Raw genomic sequence first — 16,325 nt, forward strand, 5'->3', positions numbered from 1 at the left:
TTTACTTATCGTTTTATAACCAAATATTTCTTAACCGGCTTACTTAATTCATCTGCATCAAATATGTAATAGTATACTCCTTCCTTTACAACCTCTCCATCCAAACCTTTTCCATCCCAAGAAATCCGAACATTTTCAGAGTAAACTTCTTCATGAACAAGTTTCCCAAACTTATTAAATACAACAAACTTAATATTATGTAGATTCTCTGATCCAGGAATCTTAAACTCGTCATTAATTGCATCTCCATTTGGAGAGAAACCTCCAGTTTCAAATAATTCCTTCATAGTAATTGTTACCTCATCCTCAATAGCACATCCCCCTTCTTCTACATCCACGGTCCATTTAAAACGATAAACTCCTGGTTCCATGCCTGTAACTACAGAAATGGTATTTGAGGGATCAACAATTGTAGCACTACCTTCTAACAAAGACCATGTTCCTGAGCCTACTTCCAATGTTTCTGCATATAATTGAATATTATCTAAAGCAAAAATTGTTGAATCTTTCCCTGCAATCACAGGAGTCGGAAAAGGTTTTACAGTGAACTCCACATTATCCGAATCATAACACTCTCCATTAATAACATTCCATGTTAAAATATATTGTGTAGGTTCATTAATTGGGGAAACTGTAAACATAGCTTCAGGATTACTTTCATCATCAAATGTTCCTTCTGAGCTAGGACTCCAATAACCTTCACCCACAGAATTACTTGCTTGTAGTTCTATTGTATCATCGCAAGGAGAATCTAAACTAGGATCACCTGCGTTTGCCATTGGTTGCTGATCTACACTTACTGAATAAACTAAATCTGAGTATGAAGCTTCACATCCATATACCCCCTCAATACTAGTAAAATGAAAATCTGTTTGACTTTGAACAGGCGAAGTAATATCATAAGTTGGATTTAACTCTAACGAAATACTACCCAATGATAATTCAGTTTTAGAATACGTCTCTGTTTCGTCATTATATGATACAGAAAAAGGTGCATTACCATTTGTTATATTTAAATTAACATAGGTAGAACTTCCATTGCATATTTGATCCTCGGTATTTAGTAATTCCAGAACTGGAGGTTCTGCAAAACGTATCTGAACCTCATCACTATTTATACAACTAAGTTCATCTGAGGTTTCAGTCCAGGTTAATGCGACAAGTTGATAATTGTCAGATGTAACAGATGTATTTGCATTTGAATTCACTCCATAATTAATTCCGGTAGCCGCTGAACTCCATTCTCCACTTGTTCCAGAACTAGGAATAGCCTCTAGCGTAAATTCTTTTCCGCAAACAATCTGATCTTCTCCAGCCTGTGTATTTGGTTTTAAATCTGTGACAATTTGGGTTCCAGTAATATCTTCCTCTATAGCTGAACATCCATTTACATCAGTAACAGACAAAATATAAAACTGATCAGAAGTACTAACGGGGTATTCCAAATTAGCAGTCAGCGTAGTTGAAGTTTCATTATAAGAATTTGTATTATTCTTTATCACATAATCAAATGGTGCATTACCTGTAAAATTAACACTATAAGCTACAATATCTGCTTCGGAATCTGTGGAACAAAATTTATATTCTCCAGGTGAATTTAATGTAGCTGTAGGTGAACCGTGGAAATCTATCGTAACTTCATCGGTTGCAGTACAAGCGCCATTTTCCTCTGTAAGTATAAAAGTGACCTGACCCTCTTCATTTTTAGCAAAAGTTGAAGTTGATGAATTTATATCAGAATAACTTCCAACTCCTGTCATATCATTCCAATATATAGTATGAGTTGCATCACTCACACTTCCCTGAAGCGTATATTCATAGCCACAGATCTTATCAGTAACCCCTGCATCAGGCGTTGGCATCTGATCTATCTGAATATTCATTGAACCACTTACAAGATCAGAACCGGAATTTAATTTTGTTGAATGATTTAAAGGTGCAATCTGATAATTATTATCATAAACCTTTAAAATATTAACATCGTCTGTTGATGTTTGTGTTATTGAAAAAGTATGTTCGTAATTTGAAATAGTCTGTAAACCTGTTCCTTCATCAAAACCTACGGTTTGATAAGCTCCTCCAATTTCATAATAAATTGCAAATGGAGGTTCTCCTGTAAACTGAATGGTTACGTCTGCAGTTCCACTTTCACAAAATTCTACATCATCACTAACTATTGTAACAGTAGGATAAGGTGGATCTTGGGCATTTACGGTTGTAAAAATGAGATTAAAAGCAAAAAACAGAAGAATGTGAAGAATATGTTTCATACAATGAGGCTATAGCTTTTACTAACTATACAAACATAGTCATTTTGTATGAATATGCACACCTCCTACATCTACACGATTTATATGTTAATGCAACAAAACTGACTCTTTATCAAAAAAAATCCAATGTTTAATAAATAACTAACTTAATACATTAATAGTTAGATAAAAAGACTTTCTTTAGAATCAGATTTTTTTTAAACTTTTATGACCCAAACCCCTTTGAATTTTCAGATTTAAGAAATCAAATACTTAAATAAAATAACTCACCCCTATTTTGTCTTTATTCTAATCTCAAAAAATTACAAATCGTATATAGTTCTTGCCTTAGGTTTCTCTTTCCTCATCTTTTTATACCTCCACTGGTTATATGTTTCTGAGAACATCGGAACAAAGTTTTCTTCAGGCCCAGGTGCCGGTGCAAAAATGAGATTTCCTTCGGGATCTATTAAATAATAGGTTGGAAAGGCTTTGATGTCATAATCTAACAACACCTTTGCATTATGTGAAAAATGAAGGAAATTCCATTTATATTTATGCTGCTTCACAAACTCATAAGCTTTATCCGGATCCTCATCAGTAAGGATAGTAACAATCACCATATCCTTTTTAAACATCTCAGCAAACTGACTCAATATCTGAAAATCCTTTTTACAGGCATAATTTTCCGTATTCGCAAAGTTGAGATAGATAAACTTTCCTTGAAAATCTTTTAACTCACGACTTTTACCAGACAAGGTTGTTAACGAAAATGAAGGAGCTAATAAACCAACTCGAAGCTTTGTAAACTTATGAAATATATCTCCCGCTATTTCTTTATTCATATCGCTATTACATTCCTCTGATGCCCTTTTCATTAAGGTAATAATCTTTTCCTTATTGTAATTTCCCGAATAAAAGCCATCATACAAACCTTTAATAACAACCAATTCAGTTAAAGTTCGGTTATAAAAAAGAGAATCTTTACCAAAAGCAATGGCTAAACTATCGAAGGACTCCACCTTTGGCCATAAGTTTTTAACTTCCTCACCTTCTTTAGAATTAAAATACGAATAAAAGAAGTTAGAAAAAACCTGATTAAAAGCTTCCCAATAAGGATCTAATGAATATTGAACCGGAACATGACTAAAATTTTCATTAATCAGTTTTCGCTTTTGATTAGAGTTGATAAAATTTTTAAGATTGATGTAGCTATATGATTTATATTGATGAAACCAGGTATCTTTTGAAGCTGGGAATTCTTCTTCAGTTTCATCTATAATTTGATAGGCTAACTTTTTATTATTGGTTAATACAATCTTCTTAATATTATCGGCAAACTTCTGATTATACGATAAATTAAATTCTTTAATCTCTCTGTTTAAATCAACACTACTTTCATTTTTAACACCTAACAGAACCGGTTCTGGAATAAAAAATGGATTTAATTTATTCTCCTCTTTCATTGGTCTGTAAGGAGGTAATTCAATATTATAAGACTTACCAGGTTCTACAAATAAATAACCTTGCATTTCACCAAGGCTTATATATATTTTTGTTACATCATCAACAAAGAAGGAAGTGATAAAATCACCCTTTTTATTAACTCTAAAAGATCTTAAGTCTTTAAAATCCCTTGTTATATAATTACTCTGACGCTGTACAGTAAGGTTCATATTTGCATATTCAACAGCACTTCCATAGATAGTAACACTATCTAACCTTTCTGCCTTCACCCACTGTGCAACTATTAAAACAAATATGAGAACAATATACCTCATTATTTTCCCTGCATATTATAATTTTTCATCTTCTCAAAAATTCTCTCAGGAATAAATTTACTTGGATCTCCTTTATGTCTGATGATATCGCGAACAATACTAGAATTAACCGGAGTATGTTCCGGAGTTGTAAGCAAAAAGACAGATTCAATAGCTGTCATCGCTTTATTTACTTGAGCAATGGCTCTTTCATATTCAAAGTCGGCGGCAGTACGAATACCTCTTAGTATATATCCTGCATTACAGTCTTTGGCAAAATCAACGGTTAATCCTTCGTATTTTCCCACCTTTACTTTCGGTTCATCTTTAAACAGGTATTCAACCCATTCAACCCTGGTATCAACGGGATAAAAATCTTGCTTATTTGAGTTATAACCTATACCAATAATAATCTCATCAAACAAACCAACCGCTCGTTGTACTATATTTTCATGACCTATTGTAAAAGGATCAAAAGATCCCGGAAATATCGCAACACGTTTCATTAACTCTTTCTTAAATTTTTACCAAAGAATATTTAATCGGCATAAAGTTGTGAAAATACTTTCAGCACTCAAAACCTACTTACCAAAACTTTATTTTTATTGTTGCAAAAGTAGCCATACGCAATAATATCAAACCATGTTTAAACCTACTGATATTAGTGTCACCATACTTTCTTTCTTTATACCTAATTGGCAGGTCAACTATTTTATGATTTAATTTATAGGCTCCAAAAAGCAAATCAAAATCTCCAAACGGATCAAACTCCCCAAAAAACTTACGATTTGCTGCTAACTTTTCGTAATCCCACCTAAACATTACTTTAGTTCCACATAAAGTATCTTTTATAGGCCTTTCTAAAATGTAACTAAAAAATTTGCTAAAAAAATGGTTGCCCATGGTATTCAATGGACGCATGGCATTCTTCTCCATGGGATAAACTAACCTTACTCCATTTATAAACTCCCCTTTTCCTGTTGTTATAGCATTGTAAAATTTTGGCAAATCTTCAGGAGGAACGGTAAGGTCTGCATCCAAAATCATCAGAATATCACAAGTTGCAGCTGCAAACCCTTTTCGAACTGCATCTCCCTTGCCTTTACCATCCTGCTGCATAATCTTAATATCATACTCCCCTTCATATTTCTTCTGCGCATTCTGTATGGTTTCCCAGGTATCATCATTTGAATTTCCTTCAACAAAAATAATCTCAGTATGCTTTCCTAATTTGGGAATACGTTTTATGGCCTGTTCTATATTACCACTTTCATTTCGGGCAGGAATAATGACTGAAGTGGAATACTTGTTATCAATCTCTTCCTGTGTTAAGGTCTTAGGTATTGGGCGAGCAAAAACAAATTGATTTAATCCCAACAAATTAAACAGGGGCAAACGACTTAGAAAACGATTTACAAAGCCAGATATTAACGGAATATTATATGGCAATAACATACTTCTATTGGCCTTATATGTTTCGAAACCGGCCAGGTACAATAAATTTTGAATATCCTGAGAAGACAACCAATTTTGCTTTGGCGATTTTCTTTTAATACGGATAACCTCTGCAAAACGAATGATTGGTTCCCACATTCGACTATAATAGGTAACAATCAAACGGGTTTTTTCATGAACTACATTATGAACCTGATTAAAAGCCTGTTCAATATCCGGCAATAAACCAATCAGGTTTGACAAGACAACCACATCATACTTATCATTCAGATTTAAGTCTTCTGCAGGCATTTCATGAAATGTAATTTCCGTAAACTGTTCCTTTGCAATTCTTATCATTGCAGGTGAAAAATCAACGCCAGTTTTTTCTTTTGCATTGATAGCATTTAACAGGTCACCTCCACCACATCCAACTTCAAGAACACTACTTTCAGGATGAATAAAATAATTACAATACTTAGATATTGAATTCCAATAATAAGAACGTCGCTTTCGGTATTTTACCCACTTACAAGCAAATTGCTCCCAATAATCTCTAATTTCAGTACTATATAATTGCATTCCTTTACTTATTATTCTCATTTACTTTAACAACAGGATTATTTAACTGAGAATAATCTATTTCAAAAAGATAAGTTGGCTCTTTATCTCCATACTTCTTAACCAACTTAAACATCTTAGGATATTCCTTTACAATCACTGCCATGTATCTTTTTATAGTGTTTATGGTTTGCCCTGTAAATACATGTGGATTCTTTCGCAAGCTTGCGACAATAATATGCGTTACATTTCTATCTTTTAATTGCTGCACTAAATCTTCTGCCGAACCTTCAGGGATACGATATACGCCATAAAACTTTCTTCCCTTTGCATATATTCTGGCAATATTAGGTTTTCTGCAAGCTACATAAGTGTCTTCTTTTGATAAATTACTTTCAACATAATCCACCATTTTTAAATAACTTACCCAATCAGGTGTAAAGCCGGCAAACTTATCTCCTTGAATATTTTTTGATAAGGTTTTCAGATCCATATTATTATAACCGCTCACGGAAACTAAACCTAATGAAAGAATCAATACCAGAAAGAAGAATTTTCGAACTAAAACAATGTTCTTTTCTTTTGATACCTGAATTACTGTTGACACTAAAAATAATATCACAAAAGGTACGTATGGTATAATTAATCGATATTGATCCCACAATTTCTGCAATGAGAAAAAGGTCATACCGAGCAGTATTGCAAGGTATACAGAGGTGAAAAATAAAAATTTATTTCTTTTAGGAAACCAGAAAAAGCCCAACAAAAACAACACATATAGCAAGATTGTAACAGCGGGATTTGTACTATTTTTTTGCCCTGATTTAAATCCTAATACTCGCACAAAGTGTTTGGACAGATACAGGTTGGAGTTATCTTTAAATCGCTGAATAAATCCAGAAAAATCTTCTTTCCCCTGACTTTCATCGTAAGGATGTTTATTCAACAATTGGCTGGTTTGCTTTCCTGTAGTTGGGGGAAGATCCCAAACAACACTTTTTACACCAACAAAAAATGTCATTAACACAACAAACCCGAATAATATAAACAAAGCTTTCTTAAACTCCTTATATACAAGAAAGAACACCAACAATGCTAATATAGCTCCAATTCCAATTGTTTTTGTAAGGAACATTAATACGGCAGAAACTACAATCGGTAAAACTACCTTTAATTGGCTCCTCCAATTCTTATCTGAACTATCCTCATCCCTTTCAACAACTTTAAATACGTAATAAAACATACCGATCTGAAGCAACATAAAAAACGCTTCAGAAAATGTTTGGCTTGAGAAAAACAAAAAATAATGACTCAGCCCCATTATTCCCATTGTGAAAAACAGACTGGTATATGATATTTTGTCCTTAAACGTTTTATAGAACCACACAAAAGAACCCAGCAAAAACACAAAGGAAGTTAGCTTGAGGAGTATTACATTCATTCCAAAAATACCAGCAAACAATGAAAGTACAATTGGATAAAGAGGGCCCTGGTAATCCGGAAATTTTCCTGAACTCCAGAAATTAATTGCTCTGGTAATATAAGTTGAATCATCTCCAGTAATGCTAACCCGTGCATTGAAAAACAAAAAGCTAAAAACAACAAATACACCTGCCAATATGTAAAAAAGCAAAGCTGACCGATCTCTTAGCCAGCTTTCTATTTTATCATCCATTAGGATAAGATTATCCTTAGATTGATTATTACTCATTTAAACTAAATTTATTCAATTTCCTTTTTACGATATGCATTTACAAATAATATATTACCCATATTATCGTACTTTGTAAACCTATCAATTCCTTTATTTATATCTTCTGACGAAAATCCAAGTATAGTTAAATCCGCATCATGACTTTGCTGTTTTACAATGCTTTCTTTATGGTCACCTTCTTTAAATGGCACCATTGTAACATTTCCAGGTGCAATAGGTAAACGACCCGACTTAATTCTATCCAACCACTTTTTCTTTTCCTCTTCTGTTTCTTGTGCTGGAACGAGCGAATATATCTTAATAAAACCTTTTTTCCAATCCGGATGTCCTAAAATAATATAAGCTAACAATACCATCAGGTTTGCATTATGAAAATCATGACGACCAATCCATACATGGATTTCCTTTTTATAGCCAAAACCTTTTAATGAGGTATTTAAGAAACATACATCCATTTTACATGAATCAAATAAAATATAATTTTCTAAGGCATTTTTTAAAGATTCGGGCTTATCACTAGGAAATTCAAACAAAATAAGATTACTTCCTTTTCCTGAAATACCAGATAACTGAATAACCTGTGCAATGGCTGATGTGTAAGAAGGACTTATAACCGTATCTATATAAACACGAGTGTTACTTCCTTTAGCCCTACCGATTAACCGGTCTAATGTCTTTTTCGACTGATGATAGGTGGTACTATTCAGAAAACCTTCCACATAATGAATATAAGTACCAAACCCGTATTTATGAGATATCCAACCTAACAAATCAAAAGCACTTTGCCTCTCAAAAGAATCTGCACTAACACAAACAGCAAACGGACGCCAATTATACTCCTGTTCTTCTTTATTGGCGCGCTGAACAAAAATTTGAATCTGACGACTCAACTGAAAAACCACACCTTTAAACAACTTTTCCAATCCTCTTCTTTCTGGTCTGTACTTACTTATAATTAAATAAATCACCACCATAATAAGTATGGATATAATCGCATAAGTCAAATTCATTTTAAACATTAACCAAAAAGACAACAGTGCTCCGGCTAAGGAATAATACCAATTATTTAACTTAAATGTAGGCCGGTACGAAGGATCTGCTGCAAAATGCTCTAAAAAACTAATTAAACAGATGGCTCCATAGGTAACCATAAAAAACATAGAAATAATCTGAGCTACAAAGTTTACATCGCCTATAACTACGAAAAAATAAGCAATGGCTATGGTTACTAATGTTCCATTAACCGGATCATTATCCTTTACTTTACCTTTTGAAAGCCATTTATTTAAATTCGGGTAGGGTAAAATATTATCAAATCCAATCGCCTGTAATGTTCTAGGTGCTACAAGAATAGATCCTATAGCTGAAGATAATGTTGCAGCTGCAAGTCCTATGGGAATAATTGGTCCCCAAATAGCTATTCTTTGCATGATTAACTGATCACCTGCTAAATCATCTGGTGTTGCTGAAATCGTTAATTTATAAGCAATGGCAACATAAACAACCATACCTATCAAAGTCGCCCATAAAGTACCTTTGGGTATTGATTTTTTGGGATCTCTCAAATCACCTGATAATCCAAGTCCTGCAGCAATACCAGTAAATGCAGGAAAGATTATTGTAAATACATAAAAGAAACTTTCAGGATTTTGAGTTGTTTCTCTAAACAGGAATGTTGGATTCTGAGAAGTAGAAGTACCCATGAAAAATAGAATAATGGATAAAAACAGAATTCCTACCACAACATAAAGCGCCTTCATTCCAATGTTTGCTCCTCTGATTACAACGATAATGCTTAATAATGTCATCATAATTAAAGTAACCGCTTTTTTAAAGGTTGCCGCATCAATCTCAAAAGGCAAATAAGGCAGTACCGCATCAAAAGCTTCACCAAAAGCTATAATATAAAAAGCCACACTAATAGCCTGTGAAAGATACAACGCTATACCAATTGCTCCCCCAATATTCAAACCAAACGATCGGGAAATAATATAATAAGCACCGCCTCCCTGAACCTTTTGATTGGTAGCAATTTCTGCCACTGCCAAAGCCGTTGGTATAGTAACCAAGTGACCAATAATAATGATTGTTAATACTCCTAAAAAACCTACATGACCAACAGCCCAACCAAATCTTAAGAAAAGTATTGCTCCTAGGATAGTAGAAATTGCCGTCATAAAAACCGGCATTGAACCAAAGGTTGCATTTGGATTTGTAACTGCTTTTTGCATAACCTCTATTTTTGGAATCTTCTATTCAAAAATAGAAAAAAAATAACAAGCGCAATATTTTAATTGAAACCCACCAATAACATGAGATAATTCATAAAATGAATCTTGACCAATTGTTTAAAAATGTTTATCTTGCAAGTATTCTTAATAGGTTTAGATTACACAGAAATCTTTGAGGAAGCCGGAAAATCAGGGGTGTTTTTCCGGCTTTTTTAATGCTCATTACCAAACTAATAGAAAAATCTCTCTTCTTCAACTTTTTTCTTATTTTTGCCGAAACCCAATTTAAGAAATATGAATTCATTAACTCCATTATCAAATTCCAAACAAATCCTTTTAGGAGTACAATTTTTATTTGTTGCCTTTGGTGCAACAGTACTCGTTCCTTTATTAGTTGGTATTAATCCTTCTATTGCATTGCTATCTGCTGGGGTAGGAACACTTATTTTCCACCTGATAACCAAAGGAAAAGTTCCTGTTTTTTTAGGAAGTAGTTTTGCTTTTATTGCACCAATTACCTTAGCCACAGAAAAATTTGGCTTTGCAGGAACTCTATCCGGAATAATTGCGGTTGGTATAGTTTATTCATTAGTTTCTTTTTTAATTAAATTAAGAGGCGTAAAATTTATTAAGAAAATTTTTCCTTCCATAGTTGTTGGACCTGTTATTATGGTAATTGGACTTTCACTAGCTTCAACTGCTGTTGATATGGCCAAAACAAACTGGACTATTGCAGGAATATCATTACTTGCTGCTGTTATATCAGTTGTTTACTTTAAGGGTATTATTAAACTAATTCCGGTATTTATTGGAATAATAGTTGGCTATCTAACATCATTTGCAATGGGAGGAATTGACTTTACACCTATACAAGAGGCCGCATGGTTTCAACTTCCTGACGTAACCTGGCCAACATTTAGCTGGGAGGCTATTTTATTTATGATTCCAGTAGCTATTGCTCCTTTAATTGAACACGTTGGAGATATTTATGCCATTAGTGCCATCGCAGAAAAAGACTTTATTAAAGACCCTGGTTTAAACAGAACTATGCTTGGAGATGGTATTGCAACCAGTTTTGCAGGTTTAATAGGAAGTGTACCGAACACCACCTATTCTGAAGTTACCGGAGCTATTGAATTAACAAAAGTTACTAATCCCAGAGTTTTAAGAATTGCGGCCATAACAGCTATCGTATTTTCACTAATCGGTAAAGTTAGCGGTTTCTTAAAATCGATTCCTACAGAAGTATTGGGAGGTATTATGTTGCTTTTATTCGGAATGATTTCCAGTGTAGGTATAAAAACATTAATTGAATCAAAATCTGATTTTCATAAAACCAGAAATTTAGTTATTGTTTCTATTATTCTTACAGTGGGAGTTGGTAAAGCATCTATTGATTTTGGATCATTCTCTTTATCAGGAATTGGATTAGCTTCAGTTGTTGGAGTAATATTAAACTTAATATTACCTGGTAAATCAAAAGAAGTTCATATGGATAATACTCCTGAAGAAAATTAATAATACACTCCCCTCTTTATTGATAAAAAATAAGAGGGGATTATTTTTGTTTTAAATCCTCAATATCTTTAATTGGTCTGATCCATATATCAAGAAACTTTCCTTCACTAAGCAATTTCTTTTTAATGGCTAAAGAAGATTTATAACCCTCAAACTCGCCAAAAACATACCGTGTAAACCCATCTACACATTTAATCTCCTGAATATTTTTAACTCCTCGTTTCTCAAAATAGGCACGATCTTTAAGTGGTCCTTTTTCCAAGGCCATCAATTGAATTGTATAACCTTTTTTAGTACTTGGAATATACCTTTTATTCTCAACTTCTTTAACTAGTTCTTTTTTCACTTCAGGAGTAGATTCAATCACAACTTTCTTTTCACCATTCTCGATTGGTTTATCTACCTCCTTTGAAGTTTCGTCATGAGTTTTAGACTCTAATTTTAATGATTTATCAATATTTTCAGATTTTTCTGTATCTAATTCAACAGATGCTACTTCCTCGTTTTTAACTTCAACTATTTTATCCATTTTTTCTAACGGAGCATCCATCACCACATCTTTAAATAAAATGGGTTGCTTTTTCTTTTGATAGTCCATTTCAGGAGTTACGTCTACATATCCCACCTCTTTAATACTTTCGTCAGAGTTGGTTTGTTCTATTTCGTACTCATAACCCACCTCTAAAAACATCATATATTTACCATTGGTAGGATTAGGGCGATAATCTCCCACAAGTCGCTTATCCTTTCTTCTGGTCACCAATAGCCTCACGTCCTTCATATTATCTCCAAAAATCTCATCTACCTGACCTTCAATTACTGCCAATTCTGTATTATCATCCGATTCAAAAGTTACCTCATAGATATCTGATCCTCCATAGTTATCATCAAACTTGGAGGAGGCATAATAAGCATGACTTTTATTAACGGTTGGTACAAAAAAGAAATCATCATCCGGAGTATTGATTGGATAACCCAAATTGACCGGTCTACTCCATGTTGAATCAGGATTCATTTGAGCATAAAATACATCTAACCTTCCCATTGAATTATGCCCTTCTGATGAAAAATATAACGTTCTACCATCATAATGAATCATTGGCGTTTCCTCGTCGTATTCTGTATTGATATTTGGCCCAAGATTTTTAGGCTCTCCCCAGGTGCCATCAGGGTTCTTTTTAGACATATAAATATCAATACCTCCCAATCCTCCTTCTCTGTCACTTGTAAAAAACAAGGTACTTTTATCTGCCGATAATGAACCATGTGTTTCCTGAGCAAAACTATTTATGGGGTAAGGTAACTTTTCTGGTTCTGACCAATTTTTACCATCAAAATGACTTATATACAAACTCTTACCATGAACGTCATTTCTAAACAGAACCATATCATCTCCATCGGGAGACAAAGATGCCGCCGCCTCGTGCTCATTTTGTTTGAAAAATACTTTTAACAATCGCGCACTCTCCCAATTTTTTGCAGACAGTGGAACCGAGTATATTTTTTCAGCATATTGACCATCAGGCAACAACGATAACTTCATCCAATTTCTACGGGAAGTAAAAAACAATTCATTTTCACTGACGCCTACCAACGGACTATGATCATCGTACATGGAATTTACCTCTGGCCCCATATTTTTAACATGAATATCAACCGGATGTTGTAAAAAGAAATTTGCATTATGACAGATTTGAATCTCGTATTCCAACTCTTTCATTATCAAACTATCTTCCTCTGGAACATTTACTAACAAATCTTCATATATTTCAATTGCTTTAAGTGGTTTTAATAAAACCTGATAAGCTTTACCTATAGACATTCCAAATTCCCTACCAAAATAACCACTCTTCTGATCTTCGGTAAGTATATCCATCCCACGGTTTAAATACATTACTGCAGTATCTGCCCCATCTGAAGTATTTAAATAGCATAATCCAATATTAAAAAGGGCATCAAGATCTTTAGGATCATTTTGAAGAAGTACTTTAAAATTACTGATAGCATCTTTATAATTCCCTTCATCTGCCAGATACATAGCTCTTTTAAAAAGCTTTGTGTTATTCGATCTGGATTTTGTTTGAGCAAAAACACTACTGCAAACTATGCTTAATATTACAAAAATTATAAAAGATCTTTTCATGTTACCGCCAATTTCCACAAACGACTGATATAAAATACAATATAAGAACTTTAGCTCTTATATGTAAATGCTACATCCCCTAATAACAGGCAAAACTAGCATTTTTACTAGTATCTCATCAACGTTATTCTTTATAACTCACAAGAAATTAACGATAAATAACTATATGATTGATACTTGTATTTTTTCCAATTTATGGAAATTATTAATAACTATTGAATAAATATTACAATTCTCAACAAAAAAGCATTAATCCTTTAGCACAAAACCAACAGTTGGAACATTTTCTATGATGATATTTTCGTCGCCTTTTAGATATTTCCGGAGTTTTGCAATAAAAACATCAAGACTTCGGCTATTAAAATAATCGTTATCGCCCCATAAGGTATTTAATATATCATCACGTTTTACCAATTGGTTTTTTGAAGAAGCTAACATTTTAAGAACTTCATTTTCCTTAAATGTTAATCGTTTTGATTCATTATCAATTTTCAATAACTGGTTTTTATAATCGAAAGTATAATTCCCTATTTCAAAAAACTCCGGACATGCAACCTGCTCAATACTTTGATCACATCTGGCCATAATTGCTTTTATTCGACAAAGCAATTCATCTTCATCAAATGGTTTAACGATATAATCATCAACACCAAGATTAAAACCTTTTATTTTATCTTCTTTAAATGTTTTAGCAGTAAGAAATATAATCGGTACTTTTTTGTCTTTTGACCTAATTTTTTCTGCTATTGAAAAACCATCTAAACCAGGAAGCATTACATCAAGAATACAAAAATCAAATTTATAATTACTAAATGCATTTAATCCCAGCAGTCCATCTTTGTATAACTTAACATCAAAACCATTCGACTCAAGAAACTCTACCAACAAAAAACCCATGGTAGTATCATCTTCAACAAGCAGAATTTTTTTCGCTTCCATATTTAAACCTCATTAACTTTTAAAGTAATGATAAAAGCACTTCCCTTACCCAGTTCACTTTTTATCTTTATACTTCCTTTAAGCTTATCTACAACCTTCTTTACAAAATTAAGTCCTAATCCAAAACCTTTAATATCATGCAAATTACCAGTAGATACTCTGTAGTATTTTTCAAACACCTTATTTTGCTCAATTGCAGGAATACCAATACCATTATCTTTGACAATAATAACCAATTTATTGTTTTTATTATAGGTTTTTATATCAATAACAGGCGCAACCTTAGTATATTTTATGGCATTATCCAATAGATTTAAAAAAGCATGCTTTAAATATTTTACATCTCCCACAACTATAAAATTATTAGCTTTAAGATCTAAATTCACTGCACCTTGCTTTTCTTCCATTGAGGATTGATACATATCAACACAAGAATGTAATACTTCATGCACATTTACATTCTTTGCTTCACCTGATTCTGAAGACAATAACACCACATCCAGGATATCATTAACATTCTGACTTAACTTTGAATTTTCTTCCTGAATTAAAGATGTATACTGAAGTATTTTTGATGAACCTTCTGAATCTGAATCCACTTTTTTCCTAATCAAACCGGCGGCAAACTTAATGTTAGCTAATGGCGTTTGAAATTCATGAACCATGTTATCAATAAAATCTTTTGTATTTACCAATATGGATTGTTCTTTAGCAAACAGTCGGTAAATAATCACAAAAGAAATCATAACAAAAATAATTGCTGCTATAGACAAATAAAACAACACTCCCAATTGAGCAAAAATAAACTTGCTTTGATCAGGAAATTCTATTTGCAGCTTGATTCCGTTTTGAGCCAATAATCCATTTAATGATTGTTCATAACAGGAAATACAAATTTTATCCTTAACACTATCGTTTTCATTTATAAAATCAAACTGGTAGTCTAATCTAATTTTATGAATATATAAATTAGACTGTATAATACTATCAACTTTATGAAAATTAATATATTGAACATCGCTGGAACATTTATTTCCACAAACGTAATTATGCATATTATTGCACTGATTTGCCTCTCGTGCAATTTCATTACGAGCTTCTCTTAATGCCAATACCACTCGATGATTAAAATGCTTTTGTTCAAGCTTTGCAGATTTAACTAAAAACATGACCTGCATAATTACCAGACTTAAAAGTACCAAAAAGGTTAACCCCGCTAACCACTCTTGTCTAACTTTCTTTTTTATCATTTAAACCTATTGTTACCTTTTATGTTACTATATTTCAAACAGATTACAAAAATAGAAATAATTAAGTAGAGCCATACGCAAATTAACAACACGTTAACATGGATTAACAAGACAATAACAAGAACTTATTAATAATCATATCATATTTGTACAAAGTAACATTTTATCAATTTAAAATTTAAAATTATGAAGAAGTCAATAGCAGTATCATTCCTATTTTTATTTATGGTAGCAATCGCATCTCCAGTAATGGCATCAGAAAATACTCAGGAGCCTCAAAAAACTGAAAAGAAATGCTGCTCAAAAGAAGCTAAAAAAGAGTGTTGCTCAAAAGAGAATAAAAAAGAATGCTGTTCAAAAGAAAAGAAAAGCGAATGCAAGAAAGCAAAAGCTGAATGCGAAAAAAAATAGGAATAATTCTATAGTTAAAATCACATCTGTCCTAAATAAAGCCAATTAGGTTCCAGTTTCCTGGAACAATTATTTTTGTGGTGTCTAATCATAAAAATACTAATTGGCTATGAAA

The 16,325-nt window shown here is 32.9% G+C and carries 11 protein-coding genes; 2 read left to right on the forward strand and 9 right to left on the reverse strand.

Annotated features, from left to right (window positions below):
• Nucleotides 1-5: 5 nt before the first annotated feature.
• The 6 genes from OM075_RS16435 to OM075_RS16460 form a co-directional block, all read right to left on the reverse strand.
• A complete protein-coding gene (locus tag OM075_RS16435) occupies nucleotides 6-2,270 on the reverse strand; it encodes a T9SS type B sorting domain-containing protein (protein ID WP_301191629.1) in 2,265 nt (754 codons plus the stop codon).
• Between the two features lie 302 nt (nucleotides 2,271-2,572).
• Nucleotides 2,573-4,030, reverse strand: coding sequence for a TlpA family protein disulfide reductase (locus tag OM075_RS16440; RefSeq protein WP_301191630.1), 1,458 nt, complete (start codon nucleotides 4,028-4,030; stop codon nucleotides 2,573-2,575).
• The gene (coaD, locus tag OM075_RS16445) at nucleotides 4,030-4,515 is read right to left on the reverse strand and encodes a pantetheine-phosphate adenylyltransferase (RefSeq protein WP_301191631.1); all 486 of its coding nucleotides are present in this window, start codon (nucleotides 4,513-4,515) and stop codon (nucleotides 4,030-4,032) included. Before coaD ends, OM075_RS16440 begins: the two co-directional genes overlap by 1 nt.
• A gap of 79 nt (nucleotides 4,516-4,594) precedes the next feature.
• A complete protein-coding gene (locus OM075_RS16450; RefSeq protein ID WP_301191632.1) occupies nucleotides 4,595-6,046 on the reverse strand; it encodes a glycosyltransferase in 1,452 nt (483 codons plus the stop codon).
• The gene (locus OM075_RS16455; RefSeq protein ID WP_301191633.1) at nucleotides 6,030-7,715 is read right to left on the reverse strand and encodes a glycosyltransferase family protein; all 1,686 of its coding nucleotides are present in this window, start codon (nucleotides 7,713-7,715) and stop codon (nucleotides 6,030-6,032) included. Before OM075_RS16455 ends, OM075_RS16450 begins: the two co-directional genes overlap by 17 nt.
• Nucleotides 7,716-7,726: 11 nt before the next feature.
• Nucleotides 7,727-9,949, reverse strand: coding sequence for an amino acid permease (locus tag OM075_RS16460; RefSeq protein ID WP_301191634.1), 2,223 nt, complete (start codon nucleotides 9,947-9,949; stop codon nucleotides 7,727-7,729).
• A 294-nt stretch (nucleotides 9,950-10,243) separates the two neighbouring features.
• Between OM075_RS16460 and OM075_RS16465 the strand changes: the two genes are divergently transcribed.
• The gene (locus OM075_RS16465) at nucleotides 10,244-11,467 is read left to right on the forward strand and encodes a uracil-xanthine permease family protein (protein ID WP_301191635.1); all 1,224 of its coding nucleotides are present in this window, start codon (nucleotides 10,244-10,246) and stop codon (nucleotides 11,465-11,467) included.
• A 40-nt stretch (nucleotides 11,468-11,507) separates the two neighbouring features.
• On the opposite strand, the gene OM075_RS16470 is transcribed toward OM075_RS16465, so the two are convergent.
• From OM075_RS16470 to OM075_RS16480, 3 genes are all read right to left on the reverse strand, one after another.
• Nucleotides 11,508-13,610 (reverse strand): hypothetical protein, encoded by a 2,103-nt coding sequence (locus tag OM075_RS16470; RefSeq protein ID WP_301191636.1) that lies wholly within the window; start codon nucleotides 13,608-13,610, stop codon nucleotides 11,508-11,510.
• Nucleotides 13,611-13,859: 249 nt separating this feature from the next.
• Nucleotides 13,860-14,549 carry a response regulator transcription factor gene (locus tag OM075_RS16475; protein ID WP_301191637.1) on the reverse strand — a complete coding sequence of 230 codons (690 nt, stop codon included), beginning with the start codon at nucleotides 14,547-14,549 and terminating at the stop codon, nucleotides 13,860-13,862.
• 2 nt (nucleotides 14,550-14,551) lie between these two features.
• A complete protein-coding gene (locus OM075_RS16480) occupies nucleotides 14,552-15,799 on the reverse strand; it encodes a sensor histidine kinase (protein ID WP_301191638.1) in 1,248 nt (415 codons plus the stop codon).
• 186 nt (nucleotides 15,800-15,985) lie between these two features.
• On the opposite strand from OM075_RS16480, the gene OM075_RS16485 reads away from it, so the two are divergent.
• Entirely contained in the window at nucleotides 15,986-16,210 is a 225-nt protein-coding gene (locus tag OM075_RS16485) for a hypothetical protein (protein ID WP_301191639.1), read from the forward strand.
• The last annotated feature ends 115 nt before the right edge of the window (nucleotides 16,211-16,325 follow it).

It is taken from the genome of Plebeiibacterium sediminum (genome assembly GCF_026013605.1).
Taxonomy (GTDB): Bacteria; Bacteroidota; Bacteroidia; order Bacteroidales; family Marinilabiliaceae; genus Saccharicrinis; species Saccharicrinis sediminus.